The sequence below is a fragment of the Empedobacter sp. UBA5036 genome (assembly GCF_002415215.1).
GTDB lineage: Bacteria > Bacteroidota > Bacteroidia > Flavobacteriales > Weeksellaceae > Empedobacter > Empedobacter falsenii_B.
Map to the genome: position 1 here is coordinate 74,322 of NZ_DICC01000017.1, position 19,628 is coordinate 93,949.

Annotated in this window: 22 protein-coding genes; 6 read left to right on the top strand and 16 right to left on the bottom strand. The window is 31.6% G+C overall.

Annotated elements, in window-relative coordinates:
* Positions 1-91: 91 nt before the first annotated feature.
* The 9 genes from B4J88_RS01925 to panB all read right to left on the bottom strand — a co-directional run bounded on the left by B4J88_RS01925 (position 92) and on the right by panB (position 7,366).
* A complete protein-coding gene (locus tag B4J88_RS01925) occupies positions 92-868 on the bottom strand; it encodes a GLPGLI family protein (protein WP_291047757.1) in 777 nt (258 codons plus the stop codon).
* Between the two features lie 140 nt (positions 869-1,008).
* Positions 1,009-1,611, bottom strand: coding sequence for a bifunctional nicotinamidase/pyrazinamidase (gene pncA / locus B4J88_RS01930; RefSeq protein WP_038331088.1), 603 nt, complete (start codon positions 1,609-1,611; stop codon positions 1,009-1,011).
* Between the two features lie 99 nt (positions 1,612-1,710).
* Positions 1,711-2,496, bottom strand: coding sequence for a GLPGLI family protein (locus B4J88_RS01935; protein WP_291066066.1), 786 nt, complete (start codon positions 2,494-2,496; stop codon positions 1,711-1,713).
* Between the two features lie 71 nt (positions 2,497-2,567).
* Complete coding sequence (locus tag B4J88_RS01940; protein ID WP_291066068.1) at positions 2,568-3,350, bottom strand: GLPGLI family protein; 783 nt, start codon at positions 3,348-3,350, stop codon at positions 2,568-2,570.
* A gap of 106 nt (positions 3,351-3,456) precedes the next feature.
* Positions 3,457-4,449 carry a glycosyltransferase family 2 protein gene (locus tag B4J88_RS01945; RefSeq protein ID WP_291066070.1) on the bottom strand — a complete coding sequence of 331 codons (993 nt, stop codon included), beginning with the start codon at positions 4,447-4,449 and terminating at the stop codon, positions 3,457-3,459.
* A gap of 12 nt (positions 4,450-4,461) precedes the next feature.
* Positions 4,462-5,322 (bottom strand): lysophospholipid acyltransferase family protein, encoded by an 861-nt coding sequence (locus tag B4J88_RS01950; RefSeq protein ID WP_291066072.1) that lies wholly within the window; start codon positions 5,320-5,322, stop codon positions 4,462-4,464.
* A gap of 24 nt (positions 5,323-5,346) precedes the next feature.
* Complete coding sequence (locus B4J88_RS01955) at positions 5,347-6,030, bottom strand: RluA family pseudouridine synthase (protein WP_291066073.1); 684 nt, start codon at positions 6,028-6,030, stop codon at positions 5,347-5,349.
* A 53-nt stretch (positions 6,031-6,083) separates the two neighbouring features.
* Positions 6,084-6,446 (bottom strand): four helix bundle protein, encoded by a 363-nt coding sequence (locus tag B4J88_RS01960; protein WP_291066075.1) that lies wholly within the window; start codon positions 6,444-6,446, stop codon positions 6,084-6,086.
* Positions 6,447-6,550: 104 nt separating this feature from the next.
* Positions 6,551-7,366: a 3-methyl-2-oxobutanoate hydroxymethyltransferase gene (gene panB / locus B4J88_RS01965; RefSeq protein ID WP_125349417.1), complete on the bottom strand. Its 816-nt coding sequence runs from the start codon at positions 7,364-7,366 to the stop codon at positions 6,551-6,553.
* Positions 7,367-7,613: 247 nt separating this feature from the next.
* Here panB and B4J88_RS01970 point away from each other — a divergent pair, with 247 nt between their 5' ends.
* The 5 genes from B4J88_RS01970 (at position 7,614) to B4J88_RS01990 (ending at position 12,311) form a co-directional block, all read left to right on the top strand.
* Positions 7,614-8,780: a nucleotide sugar dehydrogenase gene (locus B4J88_RS01970; RefSeq protein ID WP_291066077.1), complete on the top strand. Its 1,167-nt coding sequence runs from the start codon at positions 7,614-7,616 to the stop codon at positions 8,778-8,780.
* A 20-nt stretch (positions 8,781-8,800) separates the two neighbouring features.
* The gene (gene rfbB, locus B4J88_RS01975) at positions 8,801-9,847 is read left to right on the top strand and encodes a dTDP-glucose 4,6-dehydratase (RefSeq protein WP_114998890.1); all 1,047 of its coding nucleotides are present in this window, start codon (positions 8,801-8,803) and stop codon (positions 9,845-9,847) included.
* A 67-nt stretch (positions 9,848-9,914) separates the two neighbouring features.
* On the top strand, positions 9,915-10,520 hold the full coding sequence (locus B4J88_RS01980; protein WP_291066080.1) for an ABC transporter permease: 606 nt from the start codon (positions 9,915-9,917) through the stop codon (positions 10,518-10,520).
* Between the two features lie 701 nt (positions 10,521-11,221).
* Complete coding sequence (locus B4J88_RS01985; RefSeq protein WP_221853960.1) at positions 11,222-11,938, top strand: hypothetical protein; 717 nt, start codon at positions 11,222-11,224, stop codon at positions 11,936-11,938.
* Positions 11,939-12,131: 193 nt separating this feature from the next.
* On the top strand, positions 12,132-12,311 hold the full coding sequence (locus B4J88_RS01990) for a glycosyltransferase family 2 protein (RefSeq protein WP_291066081.1): 180 nt from the start codon (positions 12,132-12,134) through the stop codon (positions 12,309-12,311).
* A gap of 2 nt (positions 12,312-12,313) precedes the next feature.
* Here the strand turns inward: B4J88_RS01990 and B4J88_RS01995 are convergent, their stop codons facing one another.
* The 6 genes from B4J88_RS01995 to nusB form a co-directional block, all read right to left on the bottom strand.
* Positions 12,314-13,009 carry a response regulator transcription factor gene (locus tag B4J88_RS01995; protein WP_019974263.1) on the bottom strand — a complete coding sequence of 232 codons (696 nt, stop codon included), beginning with the start codon at positions 13,007-13,009 and terminating at the stop codon, positions 12,314-12,316.
* 4 nt (positions 13,010-13,013) lie between these two features.
* Positions 13,014-14,567, bottom strand: a complete 1,554-nt coding sequence (locus B4J88_RS02000) for a sensor histidine kinase (protein ID WP_038331121.1) — start codon at positions 14,565-14,567, stop codon at positions 13,014-13,016.
* 72 nt (positions 14,568-14,639) lie between these two features.
* Positions 14,640-15,242, bottom strand: coding sequence for a dephospho-CoA kinase (coaE, locus tag B4J88_RS02005; RefSeq protein ID WP_291047769.1), 603 nt, complete (start codon positions 15,240-15,242; stop codon positions 14,640-14,642).
* Positions 15,243-15,312: 70 nt separating this feature from the next.
* Positions 15,313-15,669, bottom strand: a complete 357-nt coding sequence (gene yajC, locus B4J88_RS02010) for a preprotein translocase subunit YajC (RefSeq protein WP_221853955.1) — start codon at positions 15,667-15,669, stop codon at positions 15,313-15,315.
* Positions 15,670-15,693: 24 nt separating this feature from the next.
* Complete coding sequence (locus B4J88_RS02015) at positions 15,694-16,185, bottom strand: DUF1573 domain-containing protein (protein ID WP_221853954.1); 492 nt, start codon at positions 16,183-16,185, stop codon at positions 15,694-15,696.
* 44 nt (positions 16,186-16,229) lie between these two features.
* Positions 16,230-17,177 (bottom strand): transcription antitermination factor NusB, encoded by a 948-nt coding sequence (nusB, locus tag B4J88_RS02020; RefSeq protein ID WP_221854010.1) that lies wholly within the window; start codon positions 17,175-17,177, stop codon positions 16,230-16,232.
* 65 nt (positions 17,178-17,242) lie between these two features.
* Here nusB and B4J88_RS02025 point away from each other — a divergent pair, with 65 nt between their 5' ends.
* Positions 17,243-19,000, top strand: a complete 1,758-nt coding sequence (locus B4J88_RS02025) for an ABC transporter ATP-binding protein (RefSeq protein WP_286495050.1) — start codon at positions 17,243-17,245, stop codon at positions 18,998-19,000.
* Positions 19,001-19,033: 33 nt separating this feature from the next.
* Here the strand turns inward: B4J88_RS02025 and B4J88_RS02030 are convergent.
* A partial coding sequence (locus tag B4J88_RS02030) for an IS982 family transposase (protein ID WP_291066084.1) occupies positions 19,034-19,628 on the bottom strand: 595 nt, incomplete at its 5' end.

A 19,628-nucleotide genomic window follows, 5' to 3' on the forward strand; every position in this document is an offset into this window, starting at 1 on the left:
ATTTTTTAGTTGATGACTTAAATAGAGTTTTTTGTAAAACACATCTGTTTATGTGTTAGAAACAGATGTGTTTTTATATGTTTTGAATGAATTATTTAGTGTCTAGACCTCCATTCATTTGTTCTTGCATTTTTTTCTGAATATCCATTACGATTTTCATAAATTGATCTTGTGTAACAACTTCTCCTTTTGTAGGTAAAGCAATTTTCAATTCTTTTTCAGAAATTTTTAAATCTTTCAATGTGTAAATTAATTTAGCTCCATTCATTTCAAACTCAGCTTTTATAATCAAACCTGGCAATCCAGCTAATGAAGTTGGTCCATCTTTTATAGGGATTTCTGGCGCATACCAAGCTGTCACAGGAATAGAATCCATCATAACGCCTTCTGCTTTTGTCGCTTTGTAACCAGCTATATCAGTTTTTTCACGCGAGATTTTCCATTTGTAATCTGGAATTTGATCTTTAATCAAATATTGTTTTACACCCATATCAACTTCTTTGTAATACAAATTTGGAGTTACAGTAAAGTCTTTATAAGTTGGTTTATTATCCATTGCAGCCATTTGTTGAGCAATTATTCCTAATCCACCTTGTCCGTTATTTACTTTTTCTTCTAATGTAAATGTTGAATTTTTGGAATTACTTTTAAAGAAGTAAGTCATAAAAATTCCTGCATCAATTTCAGCTTTTAGCATTCCTCCAACTTGAGCTCTGTATGCTTCTGGAATAGTTTTCATGGTTTTTTCGTAGTCCATTTTAACTTCCATTACATAAGTTGCATCGATATTTTGTGTTTTATTGTCTTGCGCGATAGAAATTGTAGCTGTAATAATTCCTAAGGCAAATGTTAAGATTGCTTTTTTCATAATTGTTGTATTTGTCTAATTAGTCTGCTTTTGTAGACTAATGTTACAGATAATTTTTGAATTTATTTAAAAAATAAAATGTCATTCAAAAAGTTAAGGATTTTCAAATGACATTTTTATCTAGCGATTTATTGATAATATTATAATAAATACGTCGAGACATTTCCTCCTTTTTTGATAAAATCTTCTTTCAATTCATCAAAAAGTTCTTGGTTAATAGCCTTTGTTGTTCCTTCTAAAATATATGTTGTATATCCCAATGCTAAAGCATCTTTTGCTGTGTAATATACACAATAATCTGCTGCTAAGCCGCAAATGTATACACTCGTTATATTATGATCTTTTAAGAATCCATTTAGCCCTGTTGGATTCTTTTTATTCACATCAAAAAAAGCACTATACGAATCAACTTCTGGATTCATACCTTTTCGGATGATTGCACTTATTTTATTTTGCTTGATATCTTTGTGTATTTCTGCTCCTTTAGTGCCTTGTACACAATGATCTGGCCACAAAACCTGACGATTTCCACCTAATTCGATTACATCAAAAGGTTGTTTATCTGTATGTTGAGAAGCAAAACTTTTGTGATTTGCAGGATGCCAATCTTGCGTTGCCACAACAACATCATACTTTTCTTGTAATTTGTTTATGCGTTCGATAATTTTATCTCCATCATTCACAGCTAAGGAACCTTCTGGTAAAAAATCGTATTGCATATCTACGATGATTAAAGCTTTCATAGTATTTTATTTCTTAAGATTAATTTAGAATTAAATATAAGTTTTATAATATGAAATTGAACCAATTTTTTATGAAAATTAATCGAATTTTAAGAAACCTTAATCTCGTTTATTTACGCCAGAATTTCGCATTTCTTCAAAACGTGAGCGTTGTTCTTGCATCAATTTATCAAATTCTGTTTGCGAAATAGCACCTTTATCTTTTGGTTTTTCGATTGGTTTTGTATTTGTTGATGTTTTGATATCCGTCAAAGAAATAATTTTAGAGCCTTTAAACATGCCTCTGTTAATTTCTGTTTGTACTTCTGCAATCAAACCTGGTAATCCCCAATAATTTTCTGGACCAGTTTTATATTTTAATGTTGGAATGTACCAAACTGTTGTCTGAACGCTATCGATAATAGCAGTTGCTTTTTTAGCTTCATTCCCTAAGATTGTTTTTGTTTCTCGTGTTAATTTCCAATCATAATTTTGCAAAGAATCTTTTACAACATAACTTTTCCCCATCATGTTTTGCTCTTTTAAAAGCAAATGATTTGTACTATTTTTATAAATATTATCTCCATTCATCGACATCATTCGCATCCCGCCACCACGTGGACCTCGTAATCCTTGACTTTGATCATTTGATATTTTTTCAACCATTTTATACAAGGATTCGTCTCCCAAAATAGTCAACTTAGCTTCTTGCGGCTCTTGAATGTTTTTCTTGAATTGCTCTTGCATTTCTTTTGGCATCGTACGTCCATTACCACCACTAGGAGGTTGAAACGTAAAATCGTCTGGTAAAATGATACGTGTTGTGTACGAAACTTCTACTTTTTCTTGTTGCGCAAAGGCCGAAAAACTAAATAGTAAAACAAAAACTGAAATTATTTTTTTCATTTTAAATGTGCTTATAGTTCTTAGACAAGAAATTGTATGAAATGTTTAACGATTGATAAAAAATATTTTCTTTAATCCTTACTCACACCTTCAGAACTCATCTGTTTTAATCTTTCCATGGCTTTTGCACTCAACGCTTTATATTCTTCGTTGGTGATTGTATTCTTATCTTTTGGTTTTTCGATTGGTTTGAGGTTTGGGATTTCTTTGACTTCTGTTGCGCGAATAATACTGCTTTCTATTCCTTTATTTTTTGAATTTTTGATTTCTACTTCTAATATCAACCCGGGTAAACCATTGTAAACTCCAGGTCCATCTTTTATCGCAATACTTGGAGTATACCATGCAGTTACAGTTGTTGTGCTATCCACAATTGCGATTGCTTTTTTGACATCAAAACCAATTAATTTCTTTGTTTCGCGTGTCAATTGCCATTTGTATTCAGTTAATTTATCTTTTATTGTATAAGTTTTGTCAAATGATTTTACACTTTTCAAATATTCTTTTGTATTCAAATTCTTGAACAACCCATTTCCTGAATCTCCAAAACTCATCGAAACTCTCATTCCATTTCCTCCTTGTTGATTATCTATTTTTTCGACTTTATTATAAGATGATTCGTTTTCATTGATTGTTAAGATAAAATCTTTTGGCTCTTGCATATTCTTAATCATGTCATTGTAAACATCAGTCGGAATTGTACTTTCTTTACCATTTGTAGAAAATTTTACAGAACCTTTAAATTCTTCTGCATTTACTTTTACAATCTCTTGATAATTCACTTCAAGCTTTTGTGCAAAAGAAATAGTGGTAAGTAGAACGAAATAAGTAAATAATGTAACTATTTTTTTCATTGTAGTTTGATTTGTTCTACAATGATAGTAATATTTTTATATTCTACAATAATAGAATTAAAAATTTATAGAAATTTTAAGAAATGATTTAATATTTGAAGACAGATTATTTTAAATCCTTAAAGTACTGACGTTTTTGTATGAAATACTGAAATGGCAATAATTCTTTATCTGAATAATTTTTGATTTGATGTTGTTGACGTTTTTTATACATTTTTATAAAACCAAAATAAAAATGCATATGTGATAAGAAAACAGCCCAAACATGTGGAAGTCCTTGTTTTGGTAAAAAGGCAACAGCAGCAATTCCATCCATAGAAAGACGAGTGAAAAGCATCGGAAAAAGTTTGTTTGTAGGTAGATTTTTAAGCATCATCCACAAACTATTTCGGTAATTTAGATACCATTTTTTTGGATTGGATTTATCCAAAGTTGCACCGCCCAAATGATAAACAGTTGATTCTCCACAATAATAAATTTTTCGCCCAGCATTGTTTAATCGCCAACACAAATCGATTTCTTCCATGTGTGCAAAGAATTCTTCGTCAAAACCATTTTGTTCAAAGAAATCTTTTTTTCGGATGAATAAACTTGCACCCGTAGCCCAAAAAATTTGTGTGGTGTCGTTGTATTGTCCATTGTCTTTTTCTAAAGTTGAAAAAACACGTCCTCGACAAAATGGATAACCAAATTTATCAATAAAACCTCCTCCTGCACCGGCATATTCAAAATACTCTTTGTTTTTGTAGTCTAATATTTTGGGTTGAATTGCGGCGATATCAGGATTGTTGTCAAACAATTTTTCAATTGGTTCTATCCAATTTTCAGTTACTTCGACATCCGAATTTAATAAACAGAAATATTCTGCATCAATTTCTTTTAAACCTTCGTTATAGCCTTGTGCAAAGCCATAATTTCCTTTGTTCTGAATGATTTTGACAGAAGGAAATTGAGTTGTTAACAATTCGATTGAGTTGTCAGTCGACGCATTATCAATTACATAAATTGTTGCGTTTTTAGAATTGTTAATAACCGAAGGTAAAAATTGAGGCAATAATTTTTCGCCATTCCAATTTAGGATTGCAATTGCTGTTTTCATGAATATTTAAAATTACAAATCGGCATATTTCCAACGTTTGTGGCTCCAAAGCCAATTATCTGGATGTTGTTGAATGGTTTGTTCTAAATGATGAAAAAATTGATGAACAATTTCATTTTCTTCAAATTTATCTTGTTGAGGTTGTAGTCGAATAAAAGTTGTGTGATAATGACCGCGTTTTATTTTTTCGGTTTGACAAAAGACAACAGCCATGTCTTTGCGGCGTGCAATTTTATCAAAACCATTAAAAACAGGCGTTCTCTGATTGAGGAAATCAATAAAATAGTGAACAGCCGATTGTTTTGGACTTTGATCTGCGACAAATAAATAGGCTAATTCTCCATCATTTGGAGCTTTCATCATAAAACGCAACACATCTTTCATATCTAACGCTTTTGTGCCGAAACGACCACGCATTGCATTGATTTTATCGTTCCAAAAAGGATTTCGAATTTTATGATAAACCGCTGCACTTTCTTTTGTTGGTAAATGTTTTACCGTTCCAATAAACCATTCCCAATTGAAAATATGCCCACACATCATCATGACATCTCGTTTTTCATTTTTTATTTCATTAAAAATGTCGAGATTAGAATATGTAAATCGTTTGTCCAATTCTTCTTGAGAAATAGAAAAACTTTTTAAGGTTTCGACCAAATAATCACAAAAATTAGCATAGAATTTTTTGTGAATAGCTTTGATTTCTTCCTGAGATTTTTCGGGAAAAGAGTTTTCTAAATTTGTTCTAATGACACGTCTTCTATAACCAATAACTGTGTACAACAGAAAGAACAAAAAATCCGAAAATCTGTATAAAACCGAAAGAGGTAAACGCGAAATTTGAAAAATTATGAAATAAAAAATGCTGTTCATTTGACAAACAAATAAGCGACAAATTTACGAATTAAATTTGTTCGTTGCTTGCCAAATTGCATCTTTCGGCACTGGAGCTACGATTGTCATTTCTTCTTTTTTGACAGGATGCTCAAATGTAATGCGATGCGCATGTAAACAAATGCTTCCGTCAGGATTAGAGCGTTTAGCACCGTATTTCAAATCGCCTTTGATAGGACAACCAACCGAAGAAAGTTGTGCGCGAATTTGATGCGAACGACCTGTAAATAACTTCACTTCGACACAATGAAAAGTATCCAAAGCGCCTAAATAGGTGTATTCTAAAATTGCTTTTTTAGCATCAGGCGTTGGTTTAGAATAAACAGTTGTTTTATTATTTTTTGGATTTTTCTTTAGATAATGCTCTAATCTTTCGAAGTCTTTTGGCGGTTTACTTTGAACAATTGCACGGTAAACTTTGTCAATATTTCGTTTCTGAAACATTTCGTTCATTCGTGTTAACGCTTTCGAAGTTTTAGCAAAAATCAACACACCAGAAGTTGGACGATCCAAGCGATGCACCAACCCTAAGAAAACATTTCCAGGTTTGTTATCGCGTTCTTTTATATAGTCCTTTAGACTATCGATAAGTGGAATGTCGCCTGTTTCGTCTCCTTGTGCTAATTCACCCGCTTTTTTGTTGATGATTAACAAATGATTATCTTCGAATAAAATTTCTGGATTCATGTTATTGAGAATAAGGTTTAGACTTAGAGAAAGTCAACCTAATTAATTAGAATTTATTTAATTTTTAATGCTTTTTTGAGTTTATTAATCTCAAAAATTGTAGCATTTAATTCTTCAAGAAGAAGATTTATTGTGTTTTCGTTAAAATATCCAACTTTCTGTCCATAATACAAATGAGATTTTGTTTCGAAAGCCGAACCTTTTGCGATTTCATAATATTTAACTTTATCATTAATACTAGATTTGCCAAAACCTTCAGCAATATTTGCTGAAATACTTTCTGCAGAACGTCTTATTTGTGATGTTAACCCATAATCTTCTGTTCGAGGTAAGTTTGAAGTTAATTCAAAAATTTGAACAGCAATATTCATAGCTTTTATCCAAATTGGCATTTCTGTGAAATCGTGATAAGGCATGAGTTAAGATTTAGGTTAAGAAATAGACTGAGATTAAAAAAAGTTTAGAAAGAGGTTAAGATTGAGTTTTGTCTTTTCCTCAATCTCAACCTTAACCTTAATTTCTAATATTGTTCATTCGCATTTGGAAAGTCGCCCGATTTTACATCCGCAACATATTGTCCAATTGCTTGGTGAATTTGATCTTCTAAGTTTAAATATTTACGAACAAATTTTGGTTTGAATTCGTTGTTTAATCCCAACATATCATGTACAACTAAAACTTGACCGTCGCAACCTGCACCTGCACCAATTCCAATTGTAGGGATATTAACAGAGGCTGTTACTTTAGCAGCTAAATCAGCTGGAATTTTTTCCATTACTAATGAAAAACATCCTAATTCTTCTAATAATTTAGCATCGCTAATTAATTTTTCTGCTTCCGCATCTTCTTTTGCACGTACTTTATATGAACCAAATTGGTAAATAGATTGTGGCGTAAGACCTAAGTGTCCCATAACAGGAATACCAGCATTTACGATACGACGAATAGATTCTTCGATTTCTTTTCCACCTTCTAATTTGATCGCGTGTGCACCAGATTCTTTCATGATTCGAACAGAAGATTCTAAGGCTTTTTGCGGATCAGATTGATAAGTTCCGAAAGGTAAATCAACCACAACCAAAGCGCGTTTTGCTCCACGAACGACACATTGAGCATGGTAAATCATTTGATCTAAAGTAATTGGCAAAGTAGTTTCGTGACCAGCCATTACATTAGCAGCAGAATCACCAACTAAAATAACTTCAGTTCCAGCCGCATCTACAAGCGAAGCGATTGTAAAATCGTAAGCCGTTAACATCGAAATTTTTTCTCCGGTAAATTTCATGTTACGCACAGTTTCGGTAGTGATACGTTTGATTTCTTTATTTACAGACATTACGTTTATATTTTTAACTTTTGTAAAGTTAATTTGAATATTAAAACAGAACTAATTTTGACTGATATTTTTTACAGTTTGACAAATGAAGAACAAGATAAACGGTTCGTTGAAAATGAAATAACAATTTTTACAATTTTATAAACGTAAATATACTTGTCTATTTGCTCATTTTTAGTAAATTGGTGTACGAATTGAGAGAATTTTACTAAATTTGTTCTCTTAAACTAATTTTAAATAACCATAAATGAAAATAGCAATAGTGGGAACAGGCTATGTTGGTCTGTCTAACGCAATTTTATTAGCTCAGCATAATGAGGTAGTGGCATTAGATGTTGTTCCAGAAAAGATTGCAATGCTCAATGCAAAAAAATCTCCAATTGAAGATAAAGAAATTATAGATTTTTTGCAGAATAAGGAGCTTAATTTTCTTGCGACTTTAGATAAAGAAACTGCATATGCAAATGCAGAATATGTGATTGTTGCAACGCCTACGGACTACGATCCAAAAACAAATTATTTTAATACATCAAGCGTAGAATCGGTTATAAAAGATGTCAAACAATATAATCCGAATGCTGTAGTTATTATAAAATCGACAGTTCCAGTTGGTTTTGTTGAAGATTTAAAATCACGATTAGATTATCAAAATATTATTTTTTCTCCCGAATTTTTGCGAGAAGGAAAAGCTTTATACGACAATTTGTATCCATCAAGAATTATTATTGGTGAGCAAAGCGAAAGAGCAGAAGTTTTTGCGAATTTGTTGAAAGAAGGAGCAATTAAGAAAGATATTCCGACGTTGTTTACACATTCAACCGAAGCCGAAGCAATCAAATTATTTTCGAATACATATTTAGCATTGCGTGTCGCTTATTTTAATGAGTTAGATAGTTATGCGCAAACATTCAATTTAGATAGTAAACAAATTATCGAAGGGGTTGGTTTGGATCCTCGTATCGGTTCGCATTACAACAATCCATCGTTTGGTTATGGTGGATATTGTTTGCCAAAAGATACGAAGCAATTATTGGCTAATTATGATGCAGTTCCGAATAATATTATTCAAGCAATTGTTGACGCAAACAGAACTCGAAAAGATTTTATTGCAGATTCTATCATCGCAAAAAATCCTAAAAAAGTTGGTGTTTATCGCTTGATTATGAAATCAGGTTCAGATAATTTTAGAGCTTCGGCAATTCAAGGAGTGATGAAACGTATCAAAGCAAAAGGAATTGAAGTGGTGGTTTATGAACCAGTTCTGAAAGAAGATTCTTTCTTTGGATCGAAAGTGATGAATGATTTTGAAGCTTTTAAACAAGAATGTGATGTGATTATCTCGAATCGAAATGCGCCTGAATTGGCTGACGTGAAAGAGAAAGTTTATACGCGTGATTTGTTTGGAAACGATTAAAAATAACAACTAAAAATACTATGAAAACTATTTTAATTACAGGTGGAGCTGGATTTATCGGTTCTCACGTTGTAAGAGAATTTGTCTTAAAATATCCTGAAACGAAAATCATCAACCTTGATGCGTTGACGTATGCGGGAAATTTAGAGAATTTAAAAGATATCGAAAGTAAATCAAATTACGAATTTGTAAAAGCTGATATTACTGACGCAAAACATATATTAGAGGTTTTTAAAAAACATCAGCCAGATGGAGTAATCCATTTAGCTGCTGAATCTCACGTGGATCGTTCTATTACAAATCCGTTAGAATTTGTGATGACGAATGTGATTGGTACGGTTAATCTTTTGAATGCTGCAAAAACGATTTGGAACAATAATTTCGAAGGAAAACGTTTTCATCATGTTTCGACAGATGAGGTTTTTGGCGCTTTAGGAGATGAAGGTTTTTTTACAGAAGAAACTTCTTATGATCCTCATTCGCCTTATTCAGCATCAAAAGCGTCTTCGGATCATTTTGTAAGAGCCTATCATGATACGTATGGTTTACCAATTGTGATGACAAATTGTTCGAATAATTATGGACCAAATCATTTTCCAGAAAAATTGATTCCGTTGTGTATTCATAATATTTTGAACAGTAATCCACTTCCAATTTATGGAGATGGAAAATATACACGCGATTGGTTATTTGTGATCGATCATGCTAAAGCGATTGATTTAGTTTTCCATGAAGGAAAAAATGGAGGTTCTTACAATGTAGGAGGTTTCAACGAGTGGAAAAATATCGATTTGGTAAAAGAATTGTGTAAACAAATGGACGAAAAATTAGGGAAAGAAGCAGGAACTTCAGAACAATTAATCACATTTGTGAAAGATCGTCCAGGACATGATTTACGTTATGCAATTGATGCAACAAAAATTAACGAAGAATTAGGTTGGAAACCAAGTGTGACGTTTGAGCAAGGTTTGAGTCTAACAATTGATTGGTTTTTATCCAACAAAGAATGGCTAGACAATGTAACATCTGGCGATTACCAAAATTATTACGAAAAACAATATAATTAAAAAAGGGTTTTATAGGTTGATGAAGAAATTAATCTATAAACTTAAAACCTTAACCTAAAAAGTTTCTATGAGTTTAAAAACAGTAGTTTACTCTTCTGACAAAAAAACACATTTCCTCAAGGAATTAAAAAATATATTTAAAGATATATCAAATTCTCACTTTTTAGCTTATCAGATGGCTAAAAGGGACATACAAGCACAGTATAGACAGTCTTATTTGGGTATTTTTTGGGCATTTGCTCCAGTTATTATTAACTCATTAGTGTGGCTGTTTTTAAATGGATCAGGTGTTGTTTCAGTACAAGGAGTTGGTATTCCTTATCCTTTGTTTGTTGTGATTGGTACAACTTTATGGAGTGTATTTGCTGATACAGTTCAAAGCCCTATGGTTTCTGTAAACGCAGGAAAGGGAATTATGTCTAAAATTAATTTCCCTAAAGAAGCGCTTCTAATGGCTGGTATGTATAAAATATTTTTCAATCTAGGATTGAAACTTATTTTGTTAGTGGTCTTTTTAATTTATTTCGGTGTTAATTTAGATATTAATTTTCTCTACTTTCCATTTCTATTGGTGGTACTTTTAATTTTTAGCTTTGCTATCAACAATATCCCAGTTTATTATATCAATCAGATTACTGCCGTTTATACTTTTTCCGAATATATTCACAGTTAGCAAAAAATCATTCAAATCTTATAAATATTAATAATAAGGAGGTTAGCAAATTAAAGAAACTTTAAAAAAAAAGCTAAATAATTCACAAAAGAAACTAATTCATAAAAGAATTAAAAATCATATTTTTTTTATTTTGAAATACTCAACGTTTGATATTTCGTATATAAATTATATTAAAGATATTGGCTTTAGAACATCTTTAAAACTAATAAAATGGAAATGACAACATTTCTACTAAATTAGAGTTACTAAAAAAATCAAGATTACTAAAATTACTATATAAATTAGGACTATTTAAAGGATATAAATACCTATAATTAGAAAAAGCTCATATTAATCGGTAACAACTTTACTTTACAACAAAACCTAATAGCTAACCTCTACTAATCTACATTTAGCAAGAAACACTAAACAATCTGTTTGTATAAAACAAATCAAAATCAAAATTAAGCAATCCACAAATTTATTCAGCATCATTATAGCTAATATACATGAAGTATCATCACAAATTCCTATAACAAACCTCCTCTTTAAGTCGGCTTAGAGGCGACATAAAGGTAGCACAGAGGTAGCATAGAACTACTATAAAAATAACTTAGGAATACAGTTGAAGAAGTAAAAAATAATTAAAAAGGAGAAAAATAGAAATAAATTCGCTAAATTTAATTAATTGATTTTCAATAGTTAAATATAGTAAATTTATGGCTAAAACAGATAATGAATTTAATATAAATGGTAAATTAGGAAATTTAATTTTTTTTCAACGTAATGGTAAATCTTTTGTCAAAAAATATGCAGGCGGATTTGTTAATAGTTCAGCACAACAACATCCAAATACAATAGAAGTTAAGAGACGTTTCAAAGAATTATCGATGTTTTCCGCATCATTCAAGAAACACATACTACCATTCAACTGGAAACAAAAAGACGGAACTTTTCACAACCAATTGGTTTCATTTTTTTCTACTATAAAAAAAGAAACCAATCAATCTACCATGTACACAGCACTAGTAGAAGCCTACAAAAATGGTAAATTACAACATCGTTCACTCAACAAAAAGTGCAAACTATCCCCGTTTTATGTGGAATATAATGCCCAAACAAATGAATTAAAAATACAAGCAGGCCTAGTATTTCAACACAAATCCAAATTCCCAAACGCTTTTTTAGAAATCAGTATAGGATGGTTGGTTTGCACCGAAGAATTAGAGTTAAATCTTATCAATTTTCAAAATTTCTATGTTCCAATAGATAACCTTGCTACACCACTTGCAGAAATTAAATTATCACCACAAATACAAGAACAACAAAACTCATCAACAATTTTTCCTTTTGTCGGCATATCCATTGTGACACAAGACAACGAACAAGCTAAACTCTTTCATCCTTTTCACTATACACTCACCACATTCCTATAAATAAGAAAGCATAAGCTATAATTAGTAAATCTACTTTTCATTAAGAATATCTTAATTATCGTATAAAATAAATAATGATAAATAAATACGCTTAAAAAATAGAAGAGCAATGCCATCAAATAATAACTTGTATATTCTTACAAATGAAGTAACATTGTAAACAGCTAAATTAGAAACACTTAATATACACATCATGCAACAACCTCTTATTTCGGTTATTGTTCCTTGCTACAATCAGTCTATTTATATGGACGAATGTCTACAATCAGTCTTAGATCAAACCTATCAAAATTGGAAATGTATTATTGTAAATGACGGTACAATAACACAAAAAAACCTCAACGTAGTTGAGGTTTTTTTCTATAAAGATTAATCTTATTCCTGAATTAAAAGTCGGAATCCTTCACCGTGAATATTCACGATTTCTACTGCTGGATCTTTCTTCAAATACTTACGTAATTTCGCAATATATACGTCCATAGAACGTGATGTAAAGTAATTATCATCGTGCCAAATACGTGTTAAGGCAATCTCACGAGGCATTAAATCATTTTTGTAAACTGCCAATAAACGTAATAATTCGTTTTCTTTTGGCGAAAGTTTTTGTGATTTACCATCGTAAATTAATTGTCTCAATTTTGCATTGAACGTAAACTTACCAATTTTGAAATCTTCTTGTTCAAACTTTTCTTCTTCACCAGAATTACGTTGTAAAACAGCTTTTATTTTGTACAATAAAACTTCCGAATCAAATGGTTTTAAGACATAATCGTCTGCTCCAATTTTGTAACCATTCAAAACATCCTCGCGCATGTTTTTCGCTGTTAAAAATATAATTGGTTGTTCACTTTTTAGTTCTTTGATCTCTTTTCCTAATGTAAAACCATCTTTTTTAGGCATCATTACATCAAGGATGCATAGATCATAATCACTTTCTTTAAATTTGGCAAGACCGTCCTCACCATCGATTGCGTGCGTTACGTCAAAATCGTTTATAACCAAATAATCCTTTAATACACTTCCGAAGCTTGGATCATCTTCTACTAAAAGTAATCGTTGTTTATCACTCATTGATCTATGATTTTAGAGGAATTTTAATGAAAAAAGTACTTCCTTTTCCTGCTGAACTTTCTGCCCAAACTTGTCCGCCGTGAAGCTGAACGATTTTTTTGACATAAGCCAACCCAAGTCCATGACCCTTTACATTGTGTATATTTCCCGTTTCTTCTCTATAAAATTGTTCAAATATTTTTTTCAGAACGTTTTGCGACATACCCATTCCTTTATCAGAAATTTCAATTAAAAAATTGTTGTCTTTGTTGTATGTTTTTACTCTAATCTCTGGTGTGTTTGGAGAGTATTTTCGAGCATTATCCAATACATTAATAACGATATTCTCTAAATGGAACGGATCTCCTTTTACAAATGATTGTTCTGCATTGTATTCTTCAAATATTGTACCATTTCTTTCTTCTACAATAAATCTTATCGGCTCAACACTTTTTTGTACAATGCCATTCAAATTTACTTCCTGAAAATTCATATCCATTTGATTGCGATCAAGCTTCGACATTCGTAAGACCATCTCAACGTGAGCATTCATACGTTTGTTTTCTTGTTTGATCAAATCTGCATAATATTTCACCTTTTCGGGATCAGTAAATATTTTTTCGTTGCGCAAAGCATCAGACGCAATATTAATGGTTGCAATAGGCGTTTTGAATTCGTGCGTCATATTATTTATGAAATCTGTCTTGATTTCTGAACTTTTGCGTTGCAACTGCATGTAATAAATTGACAAGGAGAAAACCGTAATAATAATCATGGTTAAGATAAATGTCAACGAAATAACTGGAACAGTTGGTGCAACAATGGCTAAATTTCGGTTAACAAAATTCGCTGCTAAATAATATTCGATATGATCTTTTCTATCCAAAAATAGAGGAACCATAAACTCGATTTTATTACGATCGAAATCTTTTGATTTGACATTTGTTTCTGTCGAATCTTTTTTCAAAACTGCCAAAATTGGCATTGCTTGATGAATTCCTCTGTTACGTAATTCGTTTTTCAAAATCGAATCTAACATCGCATAATTCACACGTTTGTCGATTGGCGTAGAACCAGCATCCCAACGCGCAGCACTTTCCAACGTAAATGTTCCGTCTTGTAAAGCGTGTTCAAAATTCAAATTCAGATTTGGAATTCCTCTTGCAGAAGAATCTTTGTCTATTTTGAAAACGCGTTCTTGCGAATAAATATTCGCTTTTGTTAAGCTGTCATTGTATTTTCCAGATGATGGCAACATCGATTTTTCGACTACATAGCGCGTTACATAAGCGTACGTTACACCAAGCGAATCTTTGATGACTTGATTGGTTACAACTTGCGGTTTATCTTTATTTGATTTTAAATCAGATTGTATATTATTGAATTTCTTATAATAACGCTCTAATTCGTTTTTGTTTATTTTCTCTGTTGTATAATTCATCGCTTGGTACACATTGTTGTTAAAACTGTCTGTACCATTCTGAATTGTTAAGTTTAGCCAATAGAATTGAATAATTATCAATCCTATAAGCGCAACACTCATGATAACGATTAAGATTTTATAAAATCCTTTTTTCATTTATTTTTTATTGAATGATTAAAAATAGTTTAATCTTTTCTAATTTCTATCTTTTTGTTAAAATTTGGACGATTAAATCATTTTTTTGATTTTGATAAACGTTTGTTCCACTTCATTTTTCAAGTGAGCTAAATCGCCATTATTATCAATAATAAAATCTGATTTAGCGATTCGTTCTTCGTCCGAAATCTGATTGTTTATTCTCGCAAGAATTTCTTCTCGTGATAAACCATCTCTTTCTATAGTTCGTGCAATTCGCGTTTCTATATCGACCACTACACTTATCACAACATCGCAATCTTTGTAACTACCACTTTCTATTAAAATGGCAGCTTCTTTCATTACAATGTCCGATTTTTGAGCTTTTTTCCAATCTTCAAAATCTTGGAAAACTGCTGGATGAACAATTGAATTTAATAGCTTCAATTTTTCATTATTCTGAAAAACTTGTTTTGATAGATATGGTTTATTCAAACCATTTTCATTGTACGCTTCTTCACCAAAAGCTGCAATAATTTTAACTTTTACTTCAGAGTTTTCATTCTGAATCGTTTTCGCTCTTGTGTCAGAATTATATACCGGAATACCTAATTCTTCGAAGAATTTTGCTGCTGTACTTTTGCCAGATCCTATTCCGCCAGTAATACCTGCTACAAAAGGTTGGTTGTTTTTCATGGTTTGAAGTTAAAAAAATGCCGAAGAATAATTCCTTCGGCAATCAGTTAAATATATGTTAACCTTAAACTTAGTTTTTTTCTTCTACTACTTTGTCTGATTTTTCAGCTTTGTCAGTCGTTTTTGAATAACGTGCAGCAGTTAATTCACGAGAAATTGCAGCCTTTTCAAATTTAATTTTTCCAGCTCCAGTTTCGATGATAACAGCGTCGTCATAAATTTCGTTGATTTTCCCGTGAATTCCAGAAGTTGTTACAACTTGATCACCACGTTTGATATCCGTTTGAAATTGTTTTTCTTGTTTCGCTTTCTTTTGTTGAGGACGAATCATGAAAAAGTACATAATTACGAACATTCCTCCGAACATCAAAAGCATAGACATTCCTCCGCCTTGTGCACCAGCTTGTAAAAAGATTGTTTGAATCATTTTTATATTTTATCGATTTAATACTTATTGTCCAAATGCTTGTTGCGCATTTTGATCATTTGCAGTAGCTCCAACAACGTTTGCAGAAATATCAAATTTCTCGTGACCGTTTACTGTGTTTGTTACTAAAGTTACTGTTTTTTGTTGTTTTCCGTTCATGTTTCCAGCTGTGTAAACAACTTTGATAGAATCTGTAGCTCCTACCGCAATTGGAGTAGAAGGGAATTCAGGAACGGTACAACCACAAGTTGCAGACGCATCGCGAATAACTAATGGAGATTTACCATCGTTTTTGAACTTGATATATGTTTCTACTTTATTGTTAGCTTTTACATCTCCAAAATCGTGATTTGCTTCTGCTAATGTTAAAACTGGAGCTGTAGCTGGATCTACAACATTTTCAGCTTGTTGAGCTGTTTCTTCTGCTGTAAAATTGTCGCTAGCTTTTTTCTCTCCACAAGAGCTGATTGCGAATGATAATGCAAATGCACCTAAAATAAATAATTTACTTTTCATTTTTATAATTATTTGTCTTAGTCAAAATTAAGAAAAAATAGTGATTATAATAAACCTCTACCGTATTTTGGTAAATTATTATTGTCTTTTAACTCTTTTAATGTTTTATCTAAGATTCCGTTAACAAAAACACGCGATTTTTCTGTCGAATAACTCTTCGCTAATTCCACATATTCGTTGATTGTAACTTTTGCAGGAATATTTGAGAAATATAAAAATTCTGTCAAAGCCATTTCTAAAATAATCAAATCGATTGTCGCAATACGATCTAATTCCCAGTTTTGAGCTTTTTCGTCAATGATTTTTCTTGTTTCTACTTGGTGACGAATAGTTTTACGGAATAATTCTTCAGTAAATTTTTTGTCATCTAAATCTTTGTAAACTTTGAACAAAGAAATCAACGGAGAACTGTTTTGACGGAACGATTTTATCGTTGTGTGTACCATCGCATTTGCAATATGTACATCGTCTGCCCACGTGATCTGAATTCCTTCTAAGTAATCGTGCAAATCTTCATATTCAGCAATAAATTCTACGAAAAAGTTCAAGATAAATTCTTTGTCTTCTTCAAAAGAATGTTTGTCGCTGCTCATGTACGTTTTGTACAATTCGCTTTCTGTCAAATTTTTAAAGATATTGTTTGGATAAGAATCATAAATATCCCAAAGTAAAAATTTGTTGTCATTTGAATAACGAGATAATTCAAGATTTTGTTCAATAATTTTGAATATTTTATTCTGAACAAATTTTAAATTTGGATTTAAATCTTCTTGGGTTGGAAAGTTTTTTGATTTTGCAAGTTCAATTTTATGCTCTGCAATGTCCTTTTGAACTTTAATCAAATTTAGGAGATAAATGTACAAATCATAGATTTGATCGATACTTTTCATCATATTTTTCTCGACCGCTCTTTCTTCGCCTTCAGTTCCTAAACTATTGTAAGCATAGATATTCTGCATTACTTTTTCGCGTAGTTGTCTTCTTCCCAACATAATTTCAATGATATAACGTCTAATAAATTGATGCAAAGGTAAAAAAAAGAATGTAATTTTGTTTTGTGAAATCATTACAAAAGTTAAATAAATTTTTATGGAAGTATAAATGGAGAATATTTTTGGGCTTCATTTTTACGATTTGTGCCAATTGGGTGCAGGTTTATTCCGTTACATATATTAGAGAAGCGATTAATACAGTTGAAGAATTGCTACGAAATTTTAAGAAAGAAGGAACAGATAACCTCGATCTTTTGAAAGATGGTTTGATGTATGCCAGTTTGGCTTTTTTCTTTTTTAAAGTTTTGGGAGGAGTTTTGACGGTTGGTACACGACAAATGATTATTGTGGCGTCGCGTTATATTGAGTTCGATTTGAAAAATGTGATTTACGATAAGTATCAAAAATTATCGTTGTCCTTTTACAAAAAACACAAAACGGGCGATTTGATGAATCGTATTACCGAAGATGTCGGATTGGTGCGTATGTATCTTGGACCTGGAATTATGTATCCAATTGATTTGGTATCGCGAGTTGTGATCATTGCGTATTTTATGTTGCAAATTGATCAACAATTAACGCTTTATACATTAGCTCCATTACCGATTTTATCATTGTTAATTTATAATGTTGCACGAAATATTAACAAGAAAAGTAAGCGCGTACAAGAACAACAATCTACGATTTCGTCATCTGTACAAGATACTTTTGCTGGAATTCGTGTGATAAAATCATTCAATTCGGAAGAATTTATTAAATCTAAATACGAAGTAGAAGCAGACGAATATCAGAAACGTGCGCTTAATTTAGCTCAAATTCAGGCAGCTTTTGGACCATTGATGGTTGTTGTAGTTGGTGTGAGTAATTTGGTGATTTTGTATTTGGGAGGAGTAAAATATATAGAAGGAACAATGGATATTGGTTCTATTGCACAATTTTTCCTTTACCTAAATATGTTAATTTGGCCATTTACTTCGTTGGGTTGGATTACAATGGTTGTGCAGCGTGCGGAAGCATCAATGTTTCGTATCAACGAATTTTTGAATGCTGAAACTGATGTGAAAGAAAAACAATTAGTCAATCATGAAGTAGAAGGAACAATCGAATTTAAAAATGTGACGTATATCTACGAAAACACAGGAATTAAGGCGTTGGATAATGTTTCGTTCAAAATTAATAAAGGTGAAACTTTAGCGATTCTTGGAAAAACAGGTTCAGGAAAATCGACAATTGCTTTGTTAGTTGCGCGTTCGCTGGAACCGACTTCTGGTGAAATTTTGATTGATGGTAAAAATATTCATGATATTAATGTAGAATCTATTCGAGAAGAAATTGGTTATGTTCCGCAAGAAGCTTTCCTTTTCTCGGATTCGCTAACCAATAATATTTTGTTTGGTTCTGACGATACAGATGAGCAAACGGCTGAAATTTTTGCGAAGAAAGCTGTTGTTCATGATAATATTGATCGATTTAAAGAACGTTACGAAACAGTTGTTGGTGAACGCGGCGTTACGCTTTCTGGAGGTCAAAAACAACGTGTTTCTATAGCTCGTGCATTGGTAAATGATCCGAAAATATTAATCTTTGATGATAGTTTGTCTGCTGTAGATACCGAAACCGAAGAACAAATCTTGAATAATTTATCTTCTGAGATTAATGGTAAAACAACCATCATTATTACGCATCGTGTGTCTTCTGCAAAGCGCGCTGATCAGATTTTGGTTTTAGAAGATGGTCATGTTTTAGAAAATGGTTCGAACAGCGAATTATTAAATAAGCATGGTTATTATTATGAATTGTACAATAAACAACTGCTAGATTAAGTTTATTTATATAGATTTAACCCGTTGTGCATTTTAAATAATTTTGGTTTTTAGCTTGTTAATATTTCGATTTAAGTGTATTTTAATAATGTACTGATTCAATGTTTGTGCAGTAATTTTAGCTAGAATTCTGGTTTTAAACCCCTCAAAAGTCTTTGCATAATTACGTCTAATCATAAATTGATCGCATAGTTGAGAAAATAACGTTTCAATTCTTTTTCGATACTTTTTAAATGGATAAAACTGAGGTTTGTAATCTTTTTGATTGGATCTTTTCGGTGTTTCTAATCGAATATGAACTTCATTAAATAAGTCAATTTGAATTGTTTGTGACAAATAACCTTTATCCCCAAGTAGCAAACAATCATACATTTGAGTTTTAACATCTTTCAAAAAATGAATGTCATGAACAGATGCGGGACTGATATCAATACTCTGGAAAACACCATTTAAAGAACAAATAGCATGAAGTTTATAGCCATAAAAAGTCATATGCTGAGAAGCACAAAAACCTCTATTTGGTGCACTGTACTGATGTTCTTTGCAAATTTTAGAGCGATTAATTCTTGCTGTTTTAAACACCTCCAAGGGCATACTATCAACGATAAAACAATTTTCAAATTCATTA